The 23,830-nt window shown below is 64.1% G+C and carries 23 protein-coding genes; 14 read left to right on the top strand and 9 right to left on the bottom strand.

The window, feature by feature from the left end; genetic code table 11:
- Positions 1-10: 10 nt before the first annotated feature.
- The 5 genes from FMZ75_RS03890 to FMZ75_RS03870 all read right to left on the bottom strand — a co-directional run bounded on the left by FMZ75_RS03890 (position 11) and on the right by FMZ75_RS03870 (position 6,070).
- Positions 11-901 carry a dienelactone hydrolase family protein gene (locus FMZ75_RS03890; protein ID WP_166141385.1) on the bottom strand — a complete coding sequence of 297 codons (891 nt, stop codon included), beginning with the start codon at positions 899-901 and terminating at the stop codon, positions 11-13.
- A 16-nt stretch (positions 902-917) separates the two neighbouring features.
- Positions 918-1,331, bottom strand: a complete 414-nt coding sequence (locus tag FMZ75_RS03885; RefSeq protein WP_108915377.1) for a hypothetical protein — start codon at positions 1,329-1,331, stop codon at positions 918-920.
- Positions 1,332-1,406: 75 nt separating this feature from the next.
- Entirely contained in the window at positions 1,407-2,864 is a 1,458-nt protein-coding gene (locus tag FMZ75_RS03880) for a DUF1501 domain-containing protein (RefSeq protein ID WP_108915378.1), read from the bottom strand.
- A 17-nt stretch (positions 2,865-2,881) separates the two neighbouring features.
- Positions 2,882-5,209, bottom strand: coding sequence for a DUF1549 and DUF1553 domain-containing protein (locus FMZ75_RS03875; RefSeq protein WP_166141384.1), 2,328 nt, complete (start codon positions 5,207-5,209; stop codon positions 2,882-2,884).
- Between the two features lie 219 nt (positions 5,210-5,428).
- Positions 5,429-6,070 (bottom strand): helix-turn-helix domain-containing protein, encoded by a 642-nt coding sequence (locus tag FMZ75_RS03870; RefSeq protein ID WP_142862770.1) that lies wholly within the window; start codon positions 6,068-6,070, stop codon positions 5,429-5,431.
- A gap of 299 nt (positions 6,071-6,369) precedes the next feature.
- Here FMZ75_RS03870 and FMZ75_RS03865 point away from each other — a divergent pair, with 299 nt between their 5' ends.
- Positions 6,370-6,864 (top strand): heme-binding protein, encoded by a 495-nt coding sequence (locus FMZ75_RS03865; protein ID WP_142862771.1) that lies wholly within the window; start codon positions 6,370-6,372, stop codon positions 6,862-6,864.
- Between the two features lie 38 nt (positions 6,865-6,902).
- Here FMZ75_RS03865 and FMZ75_RS03860 read toward each other — a convergent pair whose 3' ends face one another.
- Positions 6,903-7,868, bottom strand: a complete 966-nt coding sequence (locus FMZ75_RS03860) for an LLM class flavin-dependent oxidoreductase (RefSeq protein ID WP_246728751.1) — start codon at positions 7,866-7,868, stop codon at positions 6,903-6,905.
- 282 nt (positions 7,869-8,150) lie between these two features.
- On the opposite strand from FMZ75_RS03860, the gene FMZ75_RS03855 reads away from it, so the two are divergent.
- From FMZ75_RS03855 to FMZ75_RS03815, 9 genes are all read left to right on the top strand, one after another.
- Positions 8,151-9,626 carry an amino acid permease gene (locus FMZ75_RS03855; RefSeq protein ID WP_166141382.1) on the top strand — a complete coding sequence of 492 codons (1,476 nt, stop codon included), beginning with the start codon at positions 8,151-8,153 and terminating at the stop codon, positions 9,624-9,626.
- 4 nt (positions 9,627-9,630) lie between these two features.
- The gene (locus FMZ75_RS03850; RefSeq protein WP_166141381.1) at positions 9,631-11,052 is read left to right on the top strand and encodes a deoxyribodipyrimidine photo-lyase; all 1,422 of its coding nucleotides are present in this window, start codon (positions 9,631-9,633) and stop codon (positions 11,050-11,052) included.
- Positions 11,053-11,110: 58 nt separating this feature from the next.
- The gene (gene ccmI / locus FMZ75_RS03845) at positions 11,111-12,217 is read left to right on the top strand and encodes a c-type cytochrome biogenesis protein CcmI (protein ID WP_166141380.1); all 1,107 of its coding nucleotides are present in this window, start codon (positions 11,111-11,113) and stop codon (positions 12,215-12,217) included.
- 1 nt (position 12,218) lies between these two features.
- A complete protein-coding gene (gene ccmE, locus FMZ75_RS03840) occupies positions 12,219-12,665 on the top strand; it encodes a cytochrome c maturation protein CcmE (protein WP_166141379.1) in 447 nt (148 codons plus the stop codon).
- Positions 12,662-14,623 carry a heme lyase CcmF/NrfE family subunit gene (locus FMZ75_RS03835; protein WP_166141378.1) on the top strand — a complete coding sequence of 654 codons (1,962 nt, stop codon included), beginning with the start codon at positions 12,662-12,664 and terminating at the stop codon, positions 14,621-14,623. Before ccmE ends, FMZ75_RS03835 begins: the two co-directional genes overlap by 4 nt.
- Positions 14,624-14,691: 68 nt before the next feature.
- Positions 14,692-15,192, top strand: a complete 501-nt coding sequence (locus FMZ75_RS03830; protein WP_370464663.1) for a cytochrome c-type biogenesis protein — start codon at positions 14,692-14,694, stop codon at positions 15,190-15,192.
- 89 nt (positions 15,193-15,281) lie between these two features.
- Positions 15,282-16,451 carry a DNA cytosine methyltransferase gene (locus FMZ75_RS03825; RefSeq protein ID WP_166141377.1) on the top strand — a complete coding sequence of 390 codons (1,170 nt, stop codon included), beginning with the start codon at positions 15,282-15,284 and terminating at the stop codon, positions 16,449-16,451.
- Entirely contained in the window at positions 16,448-17,674 is a 1,227-nt protein-coding gene (locus FMZ75_RS03820) for a DUF4928 family protein (RefSeq protein ID WP_166141376.1), read from the top strand. The genes FMZ75_RS03825 and FMZ75_RS03820 overlap by 4 nt, the downstream gene beginning before the upstream one ends.
- Positions 17,675-17,688: 14 nt before the next feature.
- Positions 17,689-18,099, top strand: coding sequence for a very short patch repair endonuclease (locus FMZ75_RS03815; protein ID WP_166141375.1), 411 nt, complete (start codon positions 17,689-17,691; stop codon positions 18,097-18,099).
- Between the two features lie 56 nt (positions 18,100-18,155).
- On the opposite strand, the gene efp is transcribed toward FMZ75_RS03815, so the two are convergent.
- Positions 18,156-18,725 (bottom strand): elongation factor P, encoded by a 570-nt coding sequence (gene efp / locus FMZ75_RS03810; RefSeq protein ID WP_024877988.1) that lies wholly within the window; start codon positions 18,723-18,725, stop codon positions 18,156-18,158.
- 185 nt (positions 18,726-18,910) lie between these two features.
- On the opposite strand from efp, the gene epmA reads away from it, so the two are divergent.
- The 3 genes from epmA (at position 18,911) to msrA (ending at position 21,012) form a co-directional block, all read left to right on the top strand.
- Positions 18,911-19,948 carry an EF-P lysine aminoacylase EpmA gene (gene epmA / locus FMZ75_RS03805; protein ID WP_166141374.1) on the top strand — a complete coding sequence of 346 codons (1,038 nt, stop codon included), beginning with the start codon at positions 18,911-18,913 and terminating at the stop codon, positions 19,946-19,948.
- An 80-nt stretch (positions 19,949-20,028) separates the two neighbouring features.
- On the top strand, positions 20,029-20,346 hold the full coding sequence (locus FMZ75_RS03800) for a hypothetical protein (protein ID WP_108915601.1): 318 nt from the start codon (positions 20,029-20,031) through the stop codon (positions 20,344-20,346).
- 72 nt (positions 20,347-20,418) lie between these two features.
- Positions 20,419-21,012: a peptide-methionine (S)-S-oxide reductase MsrA gene (msrA, locus tag FMZ75_RS03795; protein WP_108915602.1), complete on the top strand. Its 594-nt coding sequence runs from the start codon at positions 20,419-20,421 to the stop codon at positions 21,010-21,012.
- A gap of 30 nt (positions 21,013-21,042) precedes the next feature.
- On the opposite strand, the gene mepA is transcribed toward msrA, so the two are convergent.
- Positions 21,043-21,957, bottom strand: coding sequence for a penicillin-insensitive murein endopeptidase (mepA, locus tag FMZ75_RS03790; protein WP_166141373.1), 915 nt, complete (start codon positions 21,955-21,957; stop codon positions 21,043-21,045).
- Positions 21,958-22,199: 242 nt separating this feature from the next.
- Between mepA and FMZ75_RS03785 the strand changes: the two genes are divergently transcribed.
- Complete coding sequence (locus tag FMZ75_RS03785) at positions 22,200-22,784, top strand: L,D-transpeptidase (protein ID WP_166141372.1); 585 nt, start codon at positions 22,200-22,202, stop codon at positions 22,782-22,784.
- Positions 22,785-22,799: 15 nt separating this feature from the next.
- Here the strand turns inward: FMZ75_RS03785 and FMZ75_RS03780 are convergent, their stop codons facing one another.
- Positions 22,800-23,714 (bottom strand): LysR substrate-binding domain-containing protein, encoded by a 915-nt coding sequence (locus tag FMZ75_RS03780; protein ID WP_166141371.1) that lies wholly within the window; start codon positions 23,712-23,714, stop codon positions 22,800-22,802.
- Between the last annotated feature and the right edge of the window lie 116 nt (positions 23,715-23,830).

Raw genomic sequence — 23,830 nt, 5'->3', positions numbered from 1 at the left:
TCCTATCCGGTCAGGCGCGCAGACGCGCGTTGAAGAAATCGACGGTGCGCTTCCAGGCGAGCTCGGCGGCCGCGGCGTCATAGCGCGGCGTCGTGTCATTGTTGAAGCCGTGCTGCACGCCCGGATAGACGAAGGCCTGATAATCGACGTGAGCGGCTTTCAGCGCCGTCTCATAGGCGGGCCAGCCGGCGTTGATGCGATCGTCGACGCCCGCATATTGGATGAGCAGCGGGGATTTGATCTTCGCGACCTCCTCGGCCGGCGGCTGCGCGCCATAGAAGGGAACGCCGGCGGCGAGGTCGGGCAATTTGGTGGCGAGGAAATTCACCACGCCGCCGCCATAGCAGAAGCCCACAGCGCCGACCTTGCCATTGCCGAGCGGGGAATTCTTCAGCGCGCCGAAGGCGGCGATGAAATCATTGCGCGTCTTCGGCTGATCGAGCTTTTGGAAGAGCTGGCGCGCCTGGTCCTCGTCGCCGGGATAGCCGCCGAGCGGCGCCAGCGCATCCGGCGCGAAGACGATGAAATCGGCGAGCGCGAGGCGGCGGGCGATATCCTCTATGTGCGGATTGAGACCGCGATTTTCGTGGATCACCAGCACCGCCGGCAATTTGCCCTGCGGCTTGGCGGGCTGCACGAAATAACCCTTCGCCACGCCATTGCCCTCCGGCGAGGGAACCTCGATCGTCTTGCCGATGATGCCCGGATCGTCCTTCTTGACCACTTCCGCCTCGGCGAAGCGCGGCTGCAGCTCCTCGAGGAAGGCCGTCGCGGCAGCGGCGCCGATGGCGAATGTCTTGGCGCCTTCGACGAAGCCGCGGCGATCGATGTCGCCATGCACGAAGAGATCGAAGAGCTTCAAAATTCCGGGCGGGAACTCGTTTGCGGTCTTACGCGTCATCGAAATTTCCTCTGGCTCAGCGTGCGAGACGGGGCTTGTAGATTTCATGGCAGGATTTGCAGACTTGCGTCGCCTCGCGCGCCGAGGCGGCTGCGGCTTCGAATTCGCCGATCTCGACCTTGGCGACGACATCCGCGACGAGGCGCGCGCCGTCGCGCGAGATCGCCACGGCGTCGTCCTTGCCGCGCTTGGCGAAATAGTCCTCCGTATAGCGAAATCCATCGAGCAGCACTTCCGCATCCTCTTTCGCCGCCTGCGCATTTTGCGCGGTGATGTCCGGCTCGAAATATTTGATGGTCTTTTCGAGATCGCGCATCAGATCGTCGTCGTAATCGCGCAGGTCCAGCGCCGCCAGCGCCGGCGTGGCGACGAGGATGGCGCAGAGCGCCGAACGTGTGAGGAAAATGCGATAGGCGGGATTGCGGCTCATGACGCTGCTTTGAAATCCTGCTCGAGGTTTTCGAATGCGGGGCGCGCCGGAGCGTCATAGCTCCGGCGCCTCTCGTCAGGCGAGAATGTCGTTCACGACCTTGCCATAGACGACAGTCGGACGCTCGGCGCGGCCGGCGCGCAGATAGATCGTCTTCAGATGATCGAGGCCGAGGAGCTGCAGCACAGTTGCGTGAAGGTCATAGGTGTCGACCGGATTCTCGACCGTCTTGAGGCCGAGCTCGTCGGTGCGGCCATAGGTGAGGCCATGCTTCAAGCCGCCGCCGGCGAGCCATTGCGTATAGCCCCACGGATTATGATCGCGCCCATCGCCGCTCTGGCCGTAGGGCGTGCGGCCGAATTCCGACGTCCACACGACGAGCGTGTCGTCGAGCAGGCCGCGCGACTGCAGATCGGCGAGCAGGCCGGCGACCGGCTTGTCGATCGCGCGCGCATGATTGCCGTGATTGCGCTCGAGCGCGCGATGCGCGTCCCAGCTGGCGTCGTCGCCCTGGCCGAGCGCATTGATCGGGCCGGACACGACATGCACGAAGCGCACATTGCGTTCGACAAGACGACGGGCGCGCAGCAGCACAGTGCCCATGTTGACCGTCGCCTCATTGTCGAGGCCGTAGAGCGCCTTGGTGGCCTCGGTTTCCTTGGAGAGATCGACGGCCTCCGGCGCGGTGGCCTCCATGCGATAGGCGAGATCGTAGGAATTGGTCCGCGCCGCGAGCTCGCTGTCGTCGGGGCGCGCGGCGGAGCGAAGATCGTTGAGCCGATGCAGGAGGTCGAGGCTCTCGCGCTGCTGCTCCAGGCCGATCAGCTCCGGCGGCGCCTGATGCAATATCGGCTGCGCGCCGGGACGGAACGCCGTGCCCTGATAGACCGCCGGCAGAAATCCCGAGCTCCAATTGACCGAGCCGGCGCGCGGCTCGCGCTGGCCGCCATAGAGCACGACATAGGGCGGCAGATCGGGGTTCGCGGCGCCGAGCGCATAAGCCACCCAGGCGCCGAGCGAGGGACGGCCGGGGCTCAAATCGCCGGTGTTGAGCTTCAAGATCGAAATGTCGTGCGTGGCGCCGACAGTGACGCTGGATTTGACGAAGGTCAGCTTGTCGGCGTGCTGGGCGAGATTGGGCAGGAGGTCGGAGAACCAGGCGCCGCTCTCGCCATATTGCTTCCAGCTGCGCTTGTTGGAGACGAAGAGCTTGCCGACGCCGCCCTGAGTCGAGGTCTTGATGCCCTCGAGGAAAGAGGCCGGAATGTCCTGCCCGGCGAGCCGCTCGAGCTCGGGCTTGTAGTCGTAGAGATCGAGCGTGCTCGGCGCGCCGTCCATATGCAGCCAGATGACCGATTTCACCTTGGCCGGGAAATGCGGCTGCTTGGCCGCCAGCGGATCGACGAAGCTCGCGGCGTTGGCCTGCGGAACGCCGAGCCAGCCGCCGCCGGGCATCATGCCGCCGACGGCGAAACCACCCACTCCATAGGCTGCGCTGCGCAGCCATTCGCGACGCGATGTCTCGATGAGCATTGTCTGCTCTCCCTGGTTCAGAAGCGATAGACGAAGTCGTTGCTGTTCACGACGGTGTGCACGAGATCGACGAAGGCAGACGCCCGCAGCGGATCGACGAAACGCGCTTTCGTCGTCACTGGAACGGCGAGCGACAATTTGCCGTTCTCCGCCTTGGCGGCGATCGTCTTTTGATGCTGGTCGAGGAAGGCGTTCAGCGCCTTCGTCTCCGCCTCGCTCGGCTTGCGGCCGAAGAGGACCAGATAGAGCCGCTCGATCTGCGCGCGCTCATTGTCGCCCGCCTCCTCGATCACCCGACCCGCGAGCGCCTGCGACCATTGAAAGACGAGATCGCTGTTGTAGAGCGTCAACGCCTGCAGCGGCGTCGTCGTCACATCGCGCTTGCTGTGGATCTGCTGCGGATTCGCCATGTCGAAGGTTTCCAGCAGCGGATAGGGCAGGCTGCGGCGCGTGAAAATATAGAGGCTGCGACGCACGTGATCCTGCGGGTCCTTCGAGGTCGTCCAGGATGGATCCGTATTGTTGAAATTGCCGCTGCCGGCGAGATTGGCGGGAATGGGCGGAAACACGCTCGGTCCGCCGACGCGCTCGTTCAGACGGCCGGACGCCAGCAGGATAGAATCGCGAATCTCTTCCGCCTCGAGACGCTTGCGCGGGAAGACGGCGAGCAGCTTGTTCTCGGGATCGGCCTTGGCGACATCCTCGCGATAGTCGGAGGATTGACGATAAGTCGCCGAGAGCAGGATGGAGCGATGCAGCCGCTTCACGCTCCAGCCGTCCTTCACGAAAGTGAAAGCGAGATGATCGAGCAGCTCCTGATTGGCCGGCTTGTCGCCGGCCTTGCCGAAATCACTGACCGTGCCGACGATTCCCTTGCCGAAATATTGGTTCCACACACGATTGACGAAGACGCGGGCGGTGAGCGGGTTCTTCTCGCTCACCAGCCAATCGGCGAGCGCGGTGCGGCGGCCGGAGGAGGTCGCCGTCGGCTTTATGTCCGGCGTCTCGCTCGTCAACGCCTCGGGGAAGGCGGGCTGCACCTCCTCGAGCGGCTTCTCGTGATTGCCGCCGAAGAAAATATAGGTGGGCGGCGCATCGCTATGGCCGAGCTCGGTGGCGGCGGTATAATTGAGCGAGCCCTTGTTCGAGCGCACATTCTGGAACTTGCGCAGCTCTTGCGTCAGCTTTTGATATTCGTCCGCCTTCTCGACGATCTCCTTGCTGTGCTCGGGCGCGCTCTTGTCATCGGCGGCATAACGCAGAAAGCCGGCGAGGGCGGCGTCGTTCGTCACCGAATCGAGACGGTGATTGACCCAGCGGTCCAATGCGGTCCATTGGTCCTTCGGCTTGAAGATCGATTCGCGGCTGTCGGTGAGATAGCGCTCCTTGTGATATTTGAGCGCCGCCTCGCGGACCGAGTCGATGATCTCCTTCTGCCGCGCGCGAATGGCCCTGGTCGCCTCGTTATAGACGGCCTGCTCCTTCTGGAATTCGGCTTCCACCTCGCCCTTCTTGGCCGGCAGCCGCTCGTCGAAGGCGGTGTTGGCGAAGAAGGCCTGCAGCGAGTAATAATCCTTCTGCGTGAACTTGTCGGTCTTGTGATTGTGGCAGCGCGCGCAGCCGACCGTCGTGCCGAGGATCGCCTGGCCGACCGTGTCCACTATATCCGTCGTGATCTGATATTTGCGCTGCACCAGATCGCGCGAATTGCTGTTGTCCGGATAGCCGGCGAGAAATCCGGTCGCGACCAGGGCCTCCTGATCGCCCGGCGCGATCTCGTCCGCCGCGATCTGCTCGCGGATGAATTGCGAATAGGGCTTGTCCGCGTTGAAGGCGCCGATCACATAATCGCGATAGCGAAACATGTTGAGGCGATTATTGTCGTTCTGGAAGCCGGCGCTGTCGGCGTAGCGCGCGAGATCGAGCCACAGCCGCGCCTGCCGTTCGCCGTAGCGCGGCGAAGCGAGCAGACGATCGACGAGCTTCTCATAGACGTCGGGGCTGGCGTCGCTTTCGAAAGCCGCGACCTCTTCGGGCGTCGGAATGAGGCCCCAGGCGTCCAACGTCGCGCGGCGGATGAAAGTGGCGCGATCGGCCTCCGGCGACGGCGTCAGTTTGCGCCCTTCGATCTTCGCGAGCACGAAGGCGTCGAAGGACGAGCGCGCCCAATCCTTCTTTTGCACATCGGGCGCGAAGGGCTGATAGACCGGCTGCCACGCCCAATGCGGCTTGCTCGCGCGCGGCGAATCCTGGGCCGGAGCCTTCTGCTCCTCGGCGATCGCGAGGGCGGCCACGGAGGCGCTCAACATCATTGCGATCACGGATCTTTTCAATGTCTTCGTCATGAGCCCGCAACCCTCGTTTCTCTACAGCCTATCGACTGCATGTGCTTTCGTAAGAGGTAGCCTCTGAATTCCGTGACATGCACGGCTAATTTCCGATGCTGTAAGTGGAGTTTAAGCGGGGCGATTCATAAAGTCTACAAAAAAGACAGGATTATGGTCGAAATTTTGCCCGCTCCACGCCGCCGCTGTCACGACGTCGGGCGCAGCCGCATCCCTCGATCAATCGTCGATCGTCGCTTCGGGGTCTGCGTAGGACATCACCAAAAACATTATCGCCGGCGTCTCGCCGAGATTGCGATAGCTATGTGGCACGTCGGCGAGGAAATCGACCGCATCGCCCGCTGCGAGTCGCACCGGCGGCTCACGTCCCGCGACGATCTCGATCTCGCCCTGCGCGATGACCAGCGTCTCCTTCGCGCCCGGCGCATGGGCCTCGGCGCGCTCGCGATGCAGCGGCGCAATGGTGACTTCGTAGAACTCCACAGGACGCGCGCTGTCGTAAGGAAACAAAGGGCGGGACAGAAAATTTCCGTCCTGCGATCCGATGACCTGCGGGCTGGCCTTGCGCATCACGAGCACGCCGCTGCGCTCCTTCGCGGCGACGAGGCTTCCGAAGGGAACGCCGATCGCATTGGCGATACGCCACAGATGCGCGATCGTCGCCGCCGTCGATCCGTCCACGATCGCGCGCAGCTCCGCGGCGTCGACGCCGCTCAATTCGGCGATGCGCTCCAAGCTGCGTCCCTTGCGCGTGATCAATCGCTCGAGCCGCCGCGCGACCGTATCTGCGAGGCGCTCGGAATTTTCCATCCCACTGCGGAGCGGCGGTTCGGCGACGGCGGAAGGCTTCGATTTCGTCATCTATAAATCCCATTTGGAACATATTTTGTAATGGGCGGCTTCGGCCGTGGTCAAGCATTTTTGGCCGCGTCTTCGGCGATGGCGCCGCATCCGCGTACAACGAATTATCCTTCTTTTATTGAGTATAATGAGAGAATTATCGTCTCGCGGCGCCGACGCCCGAAGAATGGGAACCGCGCAGCCAAACCCTAGCAAATCGCTTGACTTGAAATATAGTCTATAGCAATTATCGATTTATCGTCCCATTCGGGTTCGATCGAGACATTCCGTCACGACATCGCGCATTCCCCGGAGTGACTATGAAGTCGAAAATCCTCGCCTCTTTCGCCGCCGCCGGCGCGCTCATTGCGACGCTCGCTCCCACCCATGCCGAACTCGTCACGCAGAAAACTCTTTCGACGCCGATCGCGCTCGCCATCGCGCAGACCGCTTATGACGCCTGCTATCAGCAGGGCTATCGCATTTCGGTGACGGTGGTCGGCGAGCAGGGTCAGATTCTCATCGCCATTCGCGGCGACGGCGCCTCGCCGCATACTTTCGAAAACAGCCATCGCAAGGCCTACACCTCGCGCACATTCCGCACGCCGTCGGGCGAATTCGCGCAGCGGGTGAAGGACAATCCGACGACGAGCGCCGTGCATCTCGCCAATGTGATCGCGGCGCAGGGCGCTCTGCCGATCAAGGCGGGCGATGTCGTGATCGGCGGCGTCGGCGTCTCCGGCGCGCCGGGCGGCGACAAGGACGAGGCCTGCGCCAAGGCGGCGCTCGACAAGGTCGCCGATCAGCTCAAGTGAGAAACAGCGAGAGCCGCTGGCGCGAAGCAGCTCTCGCCTCAATCCACCGGCAGGCGCAGACGGATCTCGTCGACGAAGGCCGCGAGGCAGCGCTTCACCGTATCGAATTGCGCGCTCGTCGGAATGACCGCGATTCCATGCACGCCGAACTCCTCGTTCAGCCTGTTCACATGGTCGGCGACCTCCTTATAGCTGCCGACCAGCGACATGGACAAAAGCGCCTGCGGATCGAGCGCCTCGCCGACGCGCGTCGCATTGGCCTTGGCGCAATAATCCTCGAGATAGGGCGTGGCGATCGACACCGCCTCGTCGCGTTCCTGCGTCGCAAAGCCGAAACGCGCCAGAATGAGACGCGGATCGCCCTCCGGGGCCTCGCTTTTATAGATGTCGAGAATGCGACGTAGCTCTTCATTGCCGCAAGTCGCCGCGGCCATGAGCCCATAGCCCTTGCGCGCGGCGAGACGAATCGTGCTCTTCTCCGTCGTCGCGATCCAGGTCGGCACCTTCTGCTCGGGCCGCGGCGCGAGGCTCAGCTTCTCGACCGAGAAATATTTGCCCTTATGCGTGACCTCGCTCTCCGCGAACAGGCGCTCGACGAGCTCCAGCGCCTCCAGCCCGCGCGCATTGGCGTCTTCCGGCGCAATGCCGAAATCGACCGTCTGCTTGGGAAAATCCGCGCCGCTGGCGACGCCGAAATTGAAGCGCCCCTTGGTCAGGAGATCGATGCTGGCGACGTCTTCCGCGAGCTGGACCGGATCGCGCAGCGCCGGGAGGAAGGACGCCGAGCCGATGCGCGCGCGCATGGTGACGCCGGCCGCATAGCCGAGCATCACCGAGCAGGCGCCGCTCGGAAAATAATCGTCGAAATGATGCTCGGCGAACCATATGTCGTCGAAACGCATTCGCTCGGCTTCGCGCACCAATATGAGCTGGCGCGTCAAGGCGCGGCCGGCCTCCGAGGTCGGATTGTCGAACAGGCAGAGATAACCAAAACGCGGATTCATCGCGCCGCTCCAGCTGGCCCGGCCGGGCGCCGGGGGAGTATCGGCGAAGACTTGCAACAACCGAGCCGCGCGCGAGCGCCTCGGCGTTTCGCGACCGAAACCGCACGATTCGGCTCTTTCGGCGAAGTCGCGCGGCGGCCCGCGTCGGAAACACGACAATTCCGCCATGGCTCCGGTCGCGCCTGCGCCTCTTGTATCCTATTCACAGCGCAACCATAATCGCGGCCCGATCACGGGCTGCGCGATTTCGCGTCGGCGCCGATGCTGAGAAGGGGTCTCCTCGTGGTGCAAGACACGACGACCGGCGCGCCTGCGCCGACGCGCAATTTTTTCGCTCGCAAGAGCGTAGATGAAATTCTCGCCGAGAATCATCTCGAGGACGGCGGCAATTTCGCGCGCGCGCTCGGGCCCTTCTCGCTCACCGCGCTCGGCATAGGCGGCATCATCGGCGCCGGCATTTTCGTGCTCACCGGCACTGTGGCGGCGAAATTCGCCGGGCCGGGCGTCGTCTTCTCCTTCGCGCTCGCCGGGCTCGCCTGCGCCTTTGTCGCGCTCTGCTATTCCGAGCTCGCGGCGCTCATTCCCGTCGCGGGCAGCGCCTACACCTATACCTACGCCACGCTGGGCGAAATTTTCGCCTGGATCATCGGCTGGGATCTGGTGCTCGAATATGGCCTCGGCGCAGCGACTGTCGCGGTCGGATGGGCCGGCTATTTCAACCGCGTTCTGCATGGATTGGGAATTGATTTGCCGCCGGAATGGACGACGGCCTATTTCGCCGATCCGAGCCATGCGGGCGCGGCGGCCGGCCATGGCGTCTTCAACCTGCCGGCGGCGCTGGTGGTGCTGGCGCTCTCTCTGCTGCTCGCGCGCGGCACGCACGAATCCTCGCGCTTCAACAATTTCATCGTCTTTGTGAAGCTCGCCGTGGTGCTGATCGTCATCTTCTTCGGCGTCTCCTACGTCGACACGGCGCATTGGACGCCTTTCGTGCCCGAGAACACCGGGGAATTCGGCCATTTCGGCTGGAGCGGCGTGCTGCGCGGCGCTTCCGTCGTCTTCTTCTCCTATATCGGCTTCGACGCCGTCTCGACCGCGGCGCAGGAGGCGAAGCTCCCGCAGCGCGATGTGCCGATCGGCATCATCGGCTCGCTCGCCATTTGCACCGTGCTGTTCATCGGCGTCGCCGGCGTGGCGACGGGCGTCGTCTCCTACACGGCGCTCAATGTGCCGGACCCGATCGCCGTGGCGATGGACGCCACCGGCGCCTCCTGGATGGCCTGGATCGTCAAGATCGGCGCGCTCGCCGGCCTCACCACCGTCATTCTGGCGCTGCTCTTCGGCCAGACGCGCGTCTTCTACTCCATGGCGCATGACGGCATGCTGCCGCCCGTCTTCGCCAAGCTGCATCCGGTCTATAAAACGCCGGCGATCAGCCAGATCGTCGTCGGCATGCTGGTGGCGATCGCCGCCGGCCTCTTCCCCATCGAGATTCTCGACGAGATGGTGTCGATCGGCACGCTCTCCGCTTTTGCGCTCGTCTGCGGCGCGGTGCTCTATCTGCGTCGCAAGAACCCGGAGCTGCATCGTCCCTTCCGCGCGCCGGGCATTCCGTGGGTGCCGATTTGCGGCATTTTCTCCTGCCTCGCGCTGATGGGCGCGCTGCCGATCGAAACCTGGATCCGCCTCTTCGTCTGGATGGCGGCCGGGCTCGCGCTCTATTATTTCTACGGCAGCCTGCGCACCCGCCGCAGGTGAGGCGTTGAGCGCGCCGGCCATAGTCTGGTTTCGGCGCGATCTTCGGCTCGCCGACAATTGCGCCCTGAGCGCCGCCATCGCCTCCGGCGCGCCGCTGATCCCCGCCTTCATTCTCGATGAGGAAGAAGGCGACGAATGGCGGCTCGGCGGCGCCTCGCGCTGGTGGCTGCGCGAGAGCCTCGCCGCCCTCTCGCGCGATCTCGAGAAGCGCGGCGCGCCGCTGACGCTGCGGCGCGGCGACGCGCAGGCGGAACTCTCGCGCCTCGTCGCGGAGACCGGCGCCGCCGCCGTCTATTGGGGCCGCATTTATGAGCCCTGGGCGACAAAGCGCGACGCGCGGCTGGACGCGCAGCTGCGCGAGCGCGGCGTCACGGCGCAAAGCTTCCCCGGCGCGCTGCTCGCAGAGCCGGGCTCGGTCTGCAATGCGCAAGGGAAGCCCTTCCGCGTCTTCTCGGCCTTCTGGCGCGCGCTCGCCGGGCTTCTGCAGCCGGCGCCGCCTCTGCCCGCGCCAAAGAAGCTCCACGCTGCGCCCGCCCCCGCGAGCGATCGGCTCGACGATTGGCGGCTGCAGCCGAAGGCGCCGGATTGGGCGGAAAGCCTGCGCGAGAGCTGGCGGCCGGGCGAGGCCGGCGCGCAGCGGCGCCTCGCCGATTTTCTGCGCGACGGCATAGGAGCCTATGCTCTGCTGCGGGATTTTCCGGCGAAGGACGGCGCCTCTCGCCTCTCGCCGCATCTCCATTGGGGCGAGATTACGCCATCGCAGATTTGGAGCGCGACTGTCGCCGCTCCGCAGGAGGGCCGCCTCGCCTTTCTGCGCGAGCTCGGCTGGCGGGAATTTTGTCACCATCTGCTCGCCGCCCATCCCGATATGCCGGAGGCGCCGCTCGATAAATCCTTCGCGCATTTCCCCTGGGCGAATGACGCAGGCGCGCTCGCAGCCTGGAAAAAGGGCGAGACCGGCTATCCGCTGGTCGACGCCGCCATGCGCCAGCTGTGGCGCACGGGCTTCATGCATAATCGGCTGCGCATGGTCGCCGCCTCCTTTCTGGCGAAGCATCTGCTGCTTCCCTGGCGGGAGGGCGAACGCTGGTTCTGGGACACGCTTGTCGACGCCGATCTCGCCGATAATTCCGGCAATTGGCAATGGGTCGCCGGCTGCGGCGCCGACGCCGCGCCTTATTTCCGCATCTTCAATCCCGTGCTGCAGGGCGAGAAATTCGATCCCGACGGGGCGTTCGTGCGCCGCTTCGTCCCGGAGCTGGCGCGCCTCGGCGCCAAATACATCCACAAGCCCTGGACCGCGCCGGAGCGCATTCTGCGCGAGGCCGGCGTCACGCTCGGCGAGACCTATCCGCGCCCCATCGTCGATCACGCCGCCGCGCGCCAAAGAGCGCTCGAGGCTTTCGCGACGCTGCGCTCGCGGTGACGTGCGGAAATTCTATCTCCCTTCCCTCTTAGTCGGATTCCCTCTAAACAGCCGGGCCATGATCTGGCTTCTCTTCGCTCTCCTGACCGGCGCCGCAGTCATGAGCGTGCTATGGCCGCTCGCCCGCGAAAGCGACGCCGCCGACGCCGCCGCCCCCGACATCGCCTTTTTCGAGGAGCAGATCGCCGAGATCGAGCGCGAGAGCGCCGAGGAGCGCCTTTCCGCCGAGGACGCCGAGACCGCCCGGACCGAGGCCGCCCGCCGCCTGCTGCGCGCCCGCGGCGCGAGCTCTGGCGCCGCCGCCTCCTCCCGCCGCAACGCCATTGTGGCGGCGGCGAGCGCGATCATTCTGATCCCCGCTCTCGCTCTGCTGCTCTATGGCAAGCTCGGCCGTCCCGATCTGCCGGACGCCTCGCTGGAGGCGAGGCTCGAGGCCAAGCCCGGCCATACCGACATTGCGAGCGCCGTGGCGCGCATCGAGGCGCATCTCGCCGAGCATCCCGAGGATGGACGCGGCTATGAGGTGATCGCGCCCTTCTATCTGCGCAATGGCCGCGCGGCGGACGCCGCCGCCGCCTATGAGAAAGCGCTGCGCCTGCTGGGGCCGACGCCGCATCGCCACAATTCGCTGGGCGAAGCGCGCGTGCTGGCCTCGGAAGGCCGCGTGACGCCGGAGGCCATGCGCGAGTTCGACGCGGCTCTGGCGCTCGACCCGAAATCCGCCATGGCGCGCTTCTACATGGGCCTCGAGGCGGCGCAGGCCGGCGCGCGCGAAAAGGCCGAGGACATCTGGACCAAGCTCGTCTCCGACGGCCCGGCCGACGCCCCCTGGCGTCCACGCGTGGAGGCGCTGCTCGCGCAATTGCGCGGCGCGCCTGCGCCCGAATCCGCGCCGGCGAGCGAGGAAGGCGCGAAGATCGCCGCAATGCCCGAGGCGCAACGAATGGACGCCATTCGCACGATGGTCGAGCGGCTGCGCGGCAAGCTCGAGCAGAACGGCGCCGATGTCGAGGGCTGGCTGCGGCTCATCCGCGCCTATAGCGTGCTGGCCGAGACGGAAAAGGCCAAGACCGCGCTCGACGGCGCCCATAAGGCGCTCGCGCAGGACAAGGACGGGCTCGCCCGCGTCGATGCGCTGGCGCGCGAATTGGGCGTTGGAGGTTGACATGACTCGCAAGGGCAAGAGGCTCGCGCTCATCTCCGGCGCGCTCGCGATACTCGCTATCGCCGTCGGGCTGGTGCTGTTCGCGCTGCGCGACAATATCGTGTTCTTCTATTCGCCCGCAGAGCTCGCGCAAAAGCATGTCGCGCCGGGGACCAGGCTGCGCATCGGCGGGCTGGTGAAGGAAGGCTCGGTGCAGCGCGGCGACGATCGCAACGTCGCCTTCACAGTGACCGACAGAACCGCAGATCTCGGCGTGACCTATAAGGGCCTGCTGCCGGACCTGTTCCGCGAGGGACAGGGCGTCGTCGTCGATGGCGCGCTCGGCGCCGACGGCGCCTTTCGCGCCGACAGCGTGCTGGCCAAGCACGACGAGCGCTACATGCCGCGGGACGTCGCCGACGCGCTGAAGAAGCAGGGCGTGTGGCAGGGCGAAGGGACGAAGAAATGATCGTCGAGACCGGCCATTTCGCGCTCGTTCTGGCGCTGGCTCTCGCGCTGGCGCAGGCCATTCTCCCCTTCGTCGGCGCGCGGCTTCGCGATGTCGCGCTGATGCGCGTCGCACGCCCTGTGGCGGTGGCGCAATTTCTCCTCGTCGCCACGGCCTATGGCGCGCTGACCTATGCGCATGTCGTCTCGGATTTCTCGCTCGTCAATGTGATCGAGAACTCCCATTCCTTGAAGCCGATGATCTATAAAATCTCCGGCGTCTGGGGAAATCACGAAGGCTCCATGCTGCTGTGGGTGCTGGTGCTCTCCTCCTGCGGCGCGGCCATCGCATTGCTCTCGCGCGCCATGCCGGATTTGCTGCGCGCCGACACGCTCGCCGTGCAGGGATTGATGGGCGCGGCCTTTCTCGCCTTCATCCTGCTGACCTCCAATCCCTTCGCGCGCGTCGCCGATCCGCCCTGGCAGGGGCGCGACCTCAACCCGATCTTGCAAGACCCCGGCCTCGCCATTCATCCGCCGCTGCTCTATCTCGGCTATGTCGGCTTCTCGATCGTCTTCTCCTTCGCCGCTGCGGCGCTGATCGGCGGACGCATAGACGCCGCCTGGGCGCGCTTCGTGCGGCCATGGACGCTCGCCGCCTGGATCTTCCTGACGCTCGGCATAGCGATGGGCTCGTACTGGGCCTATTACACTTTGGGCTGGGGCGGCTTCTGGTTCTGGGATCCGGTCGAGAACGCCTCGCTCATGCCCTGGCTCGCCGGCACGGCGCTGCTGCATTGCGCGGCGGTGATGGAGAAGCGCGAGGCGCTGAAAGTCTGGACGATCTTCCTCTCCATTCTCGCCTTCTCGCTGTCGCTGCTCGGCACTTTCCTCGTGCGCTCCGGCGTGCTCACCTCCGTGCATGCCTTCGCCAGCGATCCGCAGCGCGGCGTGTTCATTCTCGCCATACTCGTCGCCTTCATCGGCGGCGCTTTGGCGCTCTTCGCCTTTCGCGCGAGCGCTCTGCCGACGGGCGGCCTCTTCGCGTCGATCTCGCGCGAGGGCGCGCTGGTCGTCAATAATCTGCTGCTGACCGTCGCCTGCGCGACGGTCGTCATCGGCACGCTCTATCCGCTGGCTCTGGAGGCGCTGACCGGCGACAAGATTTCCGTCGGCGCGCCTTTCTTCGATACGGTGCTGATCCCGATCGCTCTGCCGCTCGTGCTGCTGATGCCGATCGGCCAAATGCTCGCCTGGAAGCGCGGCGATCTCGCCGCCGCGCTGCAGCGTCTGCGCGCGGCTTTTGCGGCGGGCGTCGTCGCGCTGGCGGCTTTCGGCGCGTTCTATGGCGCGCCGGTTCTCTCCATTGTGAGCGCCGGCCTCGCCGTCTATCTCGTCATCGGCGCCTTCACCGACATTGCCCAGCGCGCGGCGCAAGGGAATGTCTTGGCGCGATTGAAGGGCCTGCCGCTCTCGGCCTGGGGAACGTCGATCGCCCATGCGGGAATGGGCCTGTCGCTGCTCGGCCTCGCCGCGACCGGCTGGGGCGTCGAGCAGATCGTCGCCATGAAGCCGGGCGTCGCCCAAGAGGTCGGCCCCTACCAAATCACGATCGAGGATATCGCCTCGCGCGCCGGCCCCAATTATGCGGAGACCTACGCCGTCATGGCGCTGCGCAAGGGCGGCGAGACGATCGCGCATATCGAGCCGGCGAAGCGCTTCTATCAGGCGCGGCGCATGGCGCGCACGGAGGCGGGCATCGTCACGCTCGGCCTCGGCCAGGTCTATGCGGCGCTGGGCGAGCAGCATGAGGATGGAACGTTGGACGCGCGGCTCTATTACAAGCCGCTGGTGCTGCTGATCTGGCTCGGCGCCGTGGTGATGGCGCTCGGCGGCGGATTGTCGCTGGCCGATCGGCGCCTGCGCATCGGCGTCGCCAGCCGCGCCCGCACGGCTGCGCAGCCGCAGGCGGCGGAGTGATGCAGATGTCGCGGAATCTATGGGAGCGATCCTTCTCCCACTCGTGGGAGAGGGGAGCGCTCTTTCTTTTGTCACTCGCGCTCGGCGCCATGCTCCTGTCTCCCGCCCTCGCTGTGGAGCCTTCCGAAAAGCTCGCCGATCCCAAGCTCGAGGCGCGCGCGCGCGCCATCGCCAGCGAATTGCGCTGCCTCGTCTGCCAGAATCAATCGATCGACGATTCCGACGCGCCGCTCGCCAAGGACCTGCGCGTCATCGTGCGCGAGCGGCTGAAGGACGGCGCGAGCGACGCCGAGGTGCGCGATTATGTGGTGGCGCGCTACGGCGATTTCGTGCTGCTGCGCCCGCCGGTAAAGCGAGAGACCCTGCTGCTCTGGGCCGCTCCGGCGCTGGCGCTGCTCGGCGGCGTCTGGGCGATCTTCGCCGCCGTGCGCCGCGGGCGTCGGCGCATCGATCCAGCGATGCTCACCGCGGAAGAGCGCGCGCAATTGCAGGCGTTGGGCGTGGAGCCGCCTCCCTCTCGAAGTGACGCAGGAGAGGGAAGCGGCCAGGGCGACGCGAGCCCTTCATGAAGCGCCGAGTCGGCCCCCTCTCCCGCATAGCGGGGGAGGGCTGGGGAGGGGGCATGTCGCGGCCTCTCGAATCGCGCTAGACTCGCGGCATGGACAGACCGAGCTATTACGAATTCTTCGCCGGCGGCGGCATGGCGCGCGCCGGGCTCGGCGCTGGCTGGCGATGCCTCTTCGCCAATGATTTCGACCTGAAGAAATGCGGGACCTATCGCGCCAATTGGGGCGGCGAAGAGCTCTTCCCCGGCGATGTGCGCAAGGTGACGACCGCCGATCTGCCCGGCCGCGCCGATCTCGTCTGGGCCTCCTTCCCCTGTCAGGACCTCTCGCTCGCCGGCGCCGGCGCGGGGCTGAAGGGCGAACGCTCCGGGACGTTCTGGCCCTTTTTCGAGATCGTCAAAGCGCTGCGCAAGGAGGGACGGCATCCGCCGCTGCTGGTGCTGGAGAATGTCTGCGGCGCGCTGACATCGCATGGCGGCGAGGATTTCGGAGCGCTCTGCGGCGCGCTGGCCGGCGAAGGCTATCGCTTCGGCGCGCTGGTCATAGACGCCGCGCTGTTCGTGCCACAATCGCGGCCACGCTTGTTCATCGTCGCGCTGCATGGCGACGTCGCAACGCCTCCCGAACTGATAACCCAAACCCCCTCGGCTCTTTGGCATACAAGGGCACTGAGGACTGCACAGGAACGCCTACGTGACGATCTGCGCGAGAAGTGGGTATGGTGGCGGCTCAACGAACCGCCGGCGCGCAATACGCCTCTTGCAGCAATCATCGATGAGCGGCCCGAGGGAGTTAATTGGCACGAACGGGATGAAACGCGAGCCCTGCTAGCCCTGATGGATGACGTCAATCGGGACAAAATACTCATGGCGAAGCGGGAATGTCGTTTGACCGTAGGAACAGTTTTCCGAAGGATGCGCGGAAATCGATCGTCAGGTACTATTCAAAGGGCGGAGGTTCGTTTCGATGGGCTAGCTGGATGCTTGCGAACCCCGGCAGGAGGATCGAGCCGCCAAATTTTGCTCGTAGTGAACGATACGCAGATAAGAAGCCGGCTGCTGTCACCGAGAGAATGCGCACGGCTGATGGGCCTCGCCGATACATATAATCTCCCAATGCGGTATAATGAAACAATGCATTTGCTGGGAGACGGTGTCGTTCCGCCGGTTGTAAGTTTCTTGGAAATGCAGCTGCTCTCTTCTCTAGTCGAAAAAGCACGAGCCTCCGACTTTTTTGCAGAAAATGCGAAGGATGCCGCATGAGCTTTGAAATTTCGATGCTTGAAAAGTTTGCGGAGGAGAATGATGCTCGTTCTCTTGGTAAGCTTTGCACGTTATTCTATGTTACTTGCCAACTTTCGTCTGTGAATAGACCATTCTCACTTGATAAGTTTCTCACGGATCGTGGACAAATAAAAGGGCTTAGTGGTCAACGGGTAGCAAATTTGCTCGCCGAAAGAGAGGTTTATTTACCCGCCTCTTTTTTGGGCGAGGGAGGCAGGACGAGCCGCGGAAGCATAAACAGAGCAAGATACTATGTTGATTGGCTTAACGATATTGTACCCATATCTGCTGACGATGATTTATTGCAAGCGATTGCAAAATTTTGGGCTGAAGAGATAAATAAAAAATACCATGCCGACTTAAGAAGTCTGGATCTCCCTACATCTGATAGCGAACACGCAGGCCCTCGATTTATTGTAAGGGACTCAAAGATTTCTCTGCAACACGGAAGAGTGCATGCAGACAGAGATGATGTTATTTTTGTCAAAAACATCCTAACGCAGACGAGAATCGTCACCGAAAGCGTCGTGAGCAGCTTCAGTAGAGCGGATAATTACTATGGTTTTCTTAGATCGCTACTTAGTCAGTATCTTACCGAGATACAGAAAGACAGAAACGATATAAATGTTTTTGTCATTTATGCCACAGGGCTACAGGTCGAGCGTTATGTCGATCTCTTAGCTGATTCAGAAGGTGAAGAGCCTCCTCTAGACATTGAGAGGCGTACACTTGTTGATTCTTTTATCATATTGCATGGTGCTTTTGTCGCAAGCACAGAGGAGGGAAAAAAGCTTCTGACTTTCACAGCGATGTCAGATGGCGACACTGTCGATTTGCAAAAATTTAAGTCAATAACAGTCCAGCTAATTAAATCAGCAGAACGAGAAGCCATCGTCGACTCTAATACTGCAAAATTTATCGAAAGCACAACCGAAGCTGCGGGAGAGGGGAGAGCGCCTCAAAGAAGCACCTTGTTCAGCCTACTAACAGCGCGTAATTTTATTTCATCTATTGTTTCATCACTGATCTCCGAAGCGATCAAGAAGTCGAGCCCTGGGCAACTTGTTATTAGCGGACTTATTGTATTCACCGACGCCGCATGGCAATTTATCTCGATACATGCTTCAGAGCTGCAATCCATAGCGGATTCCGCGCCAGCGTATTTTCCCTGGCTCGCGCGTTTTCTTGAGTGGCTACGTTAGCCGCGCGGTAATCGATGGCCGAAGACCCCGCCAAACGCTCCGCCATCATGCGCGCGGTGAAATCGCGCGACACCTCTCCGGAAAAAGCCGTGCGCGCGCTGCTGCGCGGCTTCGCGCCGCATTACCGGCTGCATCGCAAGGATGTGCCGGGCAATCCCGATATCGCCTATGTGGGGAGAAAGCGGGCCATATTTGTGCATGGCTGCTTCTGGCACGGACATGATTGTGCGCGGGGCGCGCGAACGCCGAAAACCAACGCCGACTATTGGCGCGCCAAGATCGCCCGCAATCGCGCGCGCGACATTGCCCATCAGGAAAAGCTCGCGAGCCTCGGCTGGCGCGCGCTCATCGTGTGGGAATGCGAGCTGAAGGATAAAGGGGCGCTGGAAGCGAAGCTGAGGGAGTTCTTAGGGAATAGGGAATAGCGAATAGCGAATAGAAGAAGCTCTATTCGCTACTCCCTACTCGCTATTCGCTCGAATCAATCCTTCGCACGCTCGACGTAGGAGCCGTCTTCCGTCTGGATGACGATGCGCGTGCCGGCCTGAATATGCGGCGGCACCATCACGCGGGCGCCGTTGGAGGCGATGGCGGGCTTGTAGGAAGAGGAGGCCGTCTGGCCCTTCATCGCCGGCTCGGTCTCGGTGATCTCGAGCGTGACGCGCGCCGGGAGCTGGATTCCGACCGCCACGCCATTGAACAGCGACAGAATGCAGACCATGCCTTCCTGCAGCCATTGCGCCTGATCGCCGAGCACATCCTTGGGCACGATGACCTGATCATAGGTCGCGGTGTTCATGAAGGTGAAGCCATCGTCGTCGCCGAAGAGATAGCTGAAATCCTGATCCTCGACGAAGGCGCGCTCGACCTGCTCGGTGGTCTTGTAGCGGTCGGCGACCTTCACCCCGTCGGAAAGGCGGCGCATGTCGATCTGCGTCGTGGGCGTACCCTTGCCGGGGAAGAAGCTCTCGGCCTTCAGAACGACATAGAGATGGCCGTCCTCCTTCTCGATGATATTGCCCTTTCGGATCGAGCTGGCGATGACTTTCACGTGTTTTATCCTCGATTGCTGGCCGCGTTCGGCCGGTCTATGAACGGCTCGGACCCTTTTCTGATCCGGTCGGATCAAAAAAGGGTCCGATTCGCATTGGAGCGATCAGATCGCTCGAAAAAGGCTCGTCCGCGCCTCTCGCGCGGGACCCGGCCGCCGCCCTCGAACCCATGATGGCCCGACGAATGACGCGAGTGTCGCCCTGGTGGGCCAGGGATGTTTACGCCGATCGCAAGCCATTTCTCAAGGCTCGCGCGCGGATCTCCGCCGCCCTGCGGCAGTTTTTCTCTACCCAAGGCTTTGTTGAGGTGGAGACGGCGGCCCTTCAGCTCTCGCCCGGCAATGAGACCCATATTTCGGCTTTCGGCGTCGATCTCGTCTCCGACGCAGGCGAGGCGAGCCGGCTCTATCTCCATACGTCGCCGGAATTTTCCTGCAAAAAGCTGCTGGCGGCGGGGGAGGAGCGCATCTTCACCTTCGCCCGCGTGTTCCGCAACCGCGAGCGCAGCGCCCTCCACCATCCCGAATTCACAATGCTGGAATGGTATAGGGCGCATGAGCCGCCCGAGCGGCTGATGGAGGATTGCGCCGGCCTGCTCGCCGCCGCGGCCGAGGCGCTCGGCGTCGAGCGATTCGCCTATAGAGGCGCGAGCGTCGATCCTTATGAGGAGCCGGAGGCGATCTCCTGCCGCGAGGCCTTCGACCGCTACGCCAGCATGGACCTCGCCGCTCTGCTCGGCGACCGCGACGGCCTCGCCCGCGTCGCCGCGCTGGACGGGATCCGCGTCGCCGAGGATGATGATTGGTCCGATCTCTTCAGCAAGATTCTCTCCGAGAAAGTGGAGCCGCAGCTCGGCCGGGCGCGCGCGACGCTGCTCTGCGATTATCCGGCGAGCGAGGCGGCGCTGGCCCGGCCCAAGGCGGACGACCCGCGCTTCGCCGAGCGTTTCGAGCTCTTCGCCTGCGGGGTGGAGCTCGCCAATGGCTTCGGCGAGCTGACCGACCCCGCCGAGCAGCGCCGCCGCTTCGAGGAGCAGATGGAAAAGCGCGCCCGCATCTATGGCGACCGCTATCCGGTGGATGAGGATTTTCTCGCCGCGCTCGCCCATATGCCGCCGGCGAGCGGGATCGCGCTCGGCTTCGATCGGCTGGTCATGCTGGCCGGCGGGGCGGAGCGCATCGAGCAGGTTTTGTGGACGCCGGTGGCGGAAAAGGGAACGTAGCGGCGCCCCGTAGCCGCCTCCATGGACAGACGGCCCCGCCCATTCTATTCATGAGCCTTCGCATCGGGGTCGAAACCGCCATGCTGAGATTGCTCATTCGTTTTCTCGGTCTTCTCCTCCTCGCCGGCGGATTCGCGGCGCTCATCGTCGACGGCACGCGCTCGCTCGCCGGGGATGGGCTCCATGTCACGCCGCTGAGCGAAGGCGCGGCCGATCTCTTTCCGGCTCAGATGAAGGCTTTCCGCATCGCCTTGGAAGAAAAGGCCCCGCAAATCTGGGCCTCTATCGTCTTCGCGCTTCTGCTCGCGCCTTTGAGCCTCACGCTCACCGGCCTCGGTGGCCTGCTCATTGCTTTGAGCCGCAAGCGCCGCCGGGCGATCGACTATCCTTTACGCTGACCGCCCTTACGCCGCCGGCGCCGCAGGGCCATATCGAGGTCTCGGCGCTCAATGAGCGAAAGGTCGACAGAGATGACCGATCACTTCGTCAATCATCACCCGATCCGCGGTCCCTTCCCGCCGGGGCTGGAACAGGCCGTCTTCGGCCTCGGCTGCTTCTGGGGCGCGGAGCGGCGCTTTTGGAAGCTCGGTGAGAGCGTCTATACGACCGCCGTCGGCTATGCCGGCGGGACCACCGAAAACCCCACCTATAAGGAGGTCTGCACCGGCCGCACCTTCCATGCGGAAGTGGTGCTCGTCGTCTTCGATCCGGCGAAAATCTCCTATGAGGAGCTGCTGCGCGTCTTTTGGGAGAGCCATGACCCGACGCAGGGCAATCGGCAGGGCAATGACGTCGGCACACAATATCGCTCGGCGATCTTCTGCTATTCGGACGAGCAGCTGCGGATCGCCGAGGCGTCCAAGCGCGCCTATGGCGAGGCGCTGGCGGGCCGAGGCTTCGGGCCGATCACGACGCAGATCGCGCCGGCCCCGCACTTCTATTACGCCGAGGAGTATCACCAGCAATATCTCGCCAAGAACCCCGACGGCTATTGCGGCCTCGGCGGGACGGGCGTCGCCTGCCCCGTGGGGCTCGGCGTCGAGCCGGGCGCGAATCCAGGCTGAATTCAATTCACCTATCGCGCCTTCAACGAGCTACTTCGCCTTCAGAACCTGGCGGCATTCGGCGGGCAGCTTGGACATGGTCATGGGCGGCCAGGTCTTGGTCGATTTCTTCGGGTGCAGCGCCTCGTCGGTGAACCACCAGGCGAGGGATGAATCGCAGCCGTCGCCCGCCGGCACGGGGTCCTGATCCTTGCAGCTCTCCGCATCCTTCGGGCAATAGAGCCTTATGTGGAAGTGGTAATTGTGCCCGAACATGGGGCGCACCTTGGCGAGCCAGGAGCGATCGCCGGTCGCCTGCCGGCACAGCGCCCTTTTGATGGCGGCGTTGACGAAGATACGCTGCACCTCCGGCGCGCGCGCCGCCGTGCGCAGAACGGCGAGATGGCCCTCGGTCCAGACCTCGGGATCGATATCGAGCCGATCCTCGCGCACCATATCGGTGGCCGACATCTCCTCCCGCTCGGCGCGCGACAATTCCCGCTGCGGCATGGGGGTGAGCCAAATGTCGGCGTCGAGGCCGATCTGATGCGAGGCGTGGCCGGTGAGCATGGGGCCGCCGCGCGGCTGCGAAATATCGCCGATGAGCAGGCCCGGCCAGCCGGAGGCCTGCGACGCCGCCGGGGCGAGGCGTTGCAGAAAGCCGATGAGCGCCGGATGGCCCCAGAAGCGATTGCGCGACAGGCGCATGATCTGCCAATTCGGACCGTTCACCGGCAGCGCCTCGGCGCCGGCGAGACAGCCATGCGAATAAAAGCCGACCGGATCGGGATCGAGCGGGGCCGGGCCGGTCGCGCGGCCGAACAGCTCCTTGGCGGGCGTCGATGGATCATCGGGATGGGCGAGCGGCGGCAAGGGCTTGGGATCCAGCGTGCCCTTGTCCTGCGCGAAGGCCGGGGCGATCGCGGCGAGCCAGAGAACGAATGCGGCCGATCTCGGTTGGATCATTTTTGCGGCCCTTCGCAGCGATGAGGGGGGAAGGTAAAGCGAGAATCGGTCGGAATCTGGTCGCTTTTCGGTCTTTTCGCCAGTCCGCGCAGCATCGGAAAGAGAAGGCGAATCGAATCGCCTCGTTTTTCGGCTTTCGCGTCAACCTTACCCTCGGATATAGATTGCCCCTACGTAAGAGGCGCCATTTTATGCCGCCCTAACTGTGCGGCATGTGTCTCGTGTTCGTGGGGAGTGTTGTGATGCGTTGTTTCAAAGCCCTCGGGCTCGTTCTCGTCGCGCTGTTCGCATCGATCGGCGCGGCTCAGGCGACCGTGCAAATCCATATCGATCTCTCGACCCAGAGAATGCAGGTCGAGTCCTCCAAAGGCTCCCATAGCTGGCCTGTCTCGACGGCGCGCGCGGGCTATGTGACGCCGCGCGGCGTCTATTCGCCGACCAGCCTGCAAAAAATGCATTATTCGCGCAAATATCACAATTCGGCCATGCCGCATTCGATCTTCTTCAACGGCGGCTATGCGATCCACGGCACCAATGCGACCGGCGCGCTCGGCCGTCCGGCCTCGCATGGCTGCGTGCGCATCTCGCCGGCCAACGCCGCGACGCTCTACAAGCTCGTTCAACAGGAAGGCGCGCAGATTTCCATCACCGGCTCGTCGCCCACGCGCTATGCGGCGCATAAGACGCATCGCGCCCAGGTGGCGAAGCTGCATCGGCCGCACCGCTCCCATGCGCTCGCCTATGGGCCGAGCCAGCGCTATCGCTCCATCACCTCGAGCGTGAAGAGCTGGCAATCCGCACCGATGACGAGCCCCTTCGGCTATTGACGTCGCGCAGCCGATTCAGCCGAGCGCGGCCTTTGCCGGCTCGGTCGCGAATTCGGCGACGGCCCAGTCTTTGAGCGCGGCGACCGCCGGACGGTCATCCGCGCCGAGCGGGTGGACGAAGTCATATTGCAGCCCGTCGAGCACGGGGCCGAAGGGCTGCGTGAGCGCGCCGGAGGCGAGTTCGGCGGCGACCAGCGACAGGCTGGCGAGCGCCACGCCTCGACCGGCGACCGCGGCGCGAATGGCGCTCTCCTCGTCCGCGACGACGATTCCGAGTTCCGGGTCGAAGCTCTTGGCGCCGCGCTCGTCGGCCCAGCGGCGCCAGCTCGGCAGGCGCGGGCCATTGGCGTGCGGGCCCCATTCGCGATGAATGAGCGTCGCCCCGGCGAGATGCTTGGGGCGGCGTATGTCGAGACGCGGGCTGCATACGGGCGCATAGCGATCGGTGAACAGCGGCGTCGCCACCTGGCCGGAATAGTGGCCGACGCCGCAGCGAATCGCGGCGTCGGCCTCGCCGGCGCGCAGATTGGCCGGCCGGTCGGAGGCGTGCAGCCGCAAGTCCCAGCCGGGATTGCGGCCGCGGAAGGATTCCGCGCGCGGCGCCAGCGCTCGCGAGGTGAAGGCGACAGTCGCAGAGAGGGTCGCCGCCTGCTTGCGCTCGGTCGGCCGGCGCGCGCGATCCACCGCCTCGGCCATGGAATCGAAGGCGACGCGCAGATCGAGATAGAGCGCCAGCCCTCGCGGCGTCAGCGCGACCTCGCGCGCCTTGCGCGTGAAGAGACGCAGGCCGAGCTCGGTTTCGAGGCCCTTGATCTGATGGCTGATCGCCGTCGGCGTGACGCCGAGCTCGGCGGCGGCGAGCTTGAAGCTCTCCCGCCGCGCGGCCGCCTCGAAAGCCCTCAAGGACACAAGCGAGGGCAGAGCCCGCATCGCCGCCTCTCATAAATGAGATTTATTCATCTCATGAAGGCGATCGGTCCGTTTGTCAAAGGCTTTGCCGTAAGATGATGAATGAATCCATTTCATCTGACAGCCCCTCCTTCTCC

It is taken from the genome of Methylosinus sp. RM1 (genome assembly GCF_011378635.1).
In the GTDB taxonomy this organism is placed as follows: domain Bacteria; phylum Pseudomonadota; class Alphaproteobacteria; order Rhizobiales; family Beijerinckiaceae; genus Methylosinus; species Methylosinus sporium.
This window is presented reverse-complemented; position numbering and strand designations above follow the sequence as displayed.

What these genes read in the sequence shown, in the direction of transcription:
- FMZ75_RS03890 (WP_166141385.1), bottom strand. Translation starts at nt 901, where the DNA reads ATGACGCGTAAGACCGCAAACGAGTTCCCGCCCGGAATTTTGAAGCTC.
- FMZ75_RS03885 (WP_108915377.1), bottom strand. Translation starts at nt 1,331, where the DNA reads ATGAGCCGCAATCCCGCCTATCGCATTTTCCTCACACGTTCGGCGCTC.
- FMZ75_RS03880 (WP_108915378.1), bottom strand. Translation starts at nt 2,864, where the DNA reads ATGCTCATCGAGACATCGCGTCGCGAATGGCTGCGCAGCGCAGCCTAT.
- FMZ75_RS03875 (WP_166141384.1), bottom strand. Translation starts at nt 5,209, where the DNA reads ATGACGAAGACATTGAAAAGATCCGTGATCGCAATGATGTTGAGCGCC.
- FMZ75_RS03870 (WP_142862770.1), bottom strand. Translation starts at nt 6,070, where the DNA reads ATGACGAAATCGAAGCCTTCCGCCGTCGCCGAACCGCCGCTCCGCAGT.
- FMZ75_RS03865 (WP_142862771.1), top strand. Translation starts at nt 6,370, where the DNA reads ATGAAGTCGAAAATCCTCGCCTCTTTCGCCGCCGCCGGCGCGCTCATT.
- FMZ75_RS03860 (WP_246728751.1), bottom strand. Translation starts at nt 7,868, where the DNA reads ATGAATCCGCGTTTTGGTTATCTCTGCCTGTTCGACAATCCGACCTCG.
- ccmI (WP_166141380.1), top strand. Translation starts at nt 11,111, where the DNA reads ATGATCTGGCTTCTCTTCGCTCTCCTGACCGGCGCCGCAGTCATGAGC.
- ccmE (WP_166141379.1), top strand. Translation starts at nt 12,219, where the DNA reads ATGACTCGCAAGGGCAAGAGGCTCGCGCTCATCTCCGGCGCGCTCGCG.
- FMZ75_RS03835 (WP_166141378.1), top strand. Translation starts at nt 12,662, where the DNA reads ATGATCGTCGAGACCGGCCATTTCGCGCTCGTTCTGGCGCTGGCTCTC.
- FMZ75_RS03825 (WP_166141377.1), top strand. Translation starts at nt 15,282, where the DNA reads ATGGACAGACCGAGCTATTACGAATTCTTCGCCGGCGGCGGCATGGCG.
- FMZ75_RS03820 (WP_166141376.1), top strand. Translation starts at nt 16,448, where the DNA reads ATGAGCTTTGAAATTTCGATGCTTGAAAAGTTTGCGGAGGAGAATGAT.
- FMZ75_RS03815 (WP_166141375.1), top strand. Translation starts at nt 17,689, where the DNA reads ATGGCCGAAGACCCCGCCAAACGCTCCGCCATCATGCGCGCGGTGAAA.
- epmA (WP_166141374.1), top strand. Translation starts at nt 18,911, where the DNA reads ATGACGCGAGTGTCGCCCTGGTGGGCCAGGGATGTTTACGCCGATCGC.
- FMZ75_RS03800 (WP_108915601.1), top strand. Translation starts at nt 20,029, where the DNA reads ATGCTGAGATTGCTCATTCGTTTTCTCGGTCTTCTCCTCCTCGCCGGC.
- msrA (WP_108915602.1), top strand. Translation starts at nt 20,419, where the DNA reads ATGACCGATCACTTCGTCAATCATCACCCGATCCGCGGTCCCTTCCCG.
- mepA (WP_166141373.1), bottom strand. Translation starts at nt 21,957, where the DNA reads ATGATCCAACCGAGATCGGCCGCATTCGTTCTCTGGCTCGCCGCGATC.
- FMZ75_RS03785 (WP_166141372.1), top strand. Translation starts at nt 22,200, where the DNA reads ATGCGTTGTTTCAAAGCCCTCGGGCTCGTTCTCGTCGCGCTGTTCGCA.
- FMZ75_RS03780 (WP_166141371.1), bottom strand. Translation starts at nt 23,714, where the DNA reads ATGCGGGCTCTGCCCTCGCTTGTGTCCTTGAGGGCTTTCGAGGCGGCC.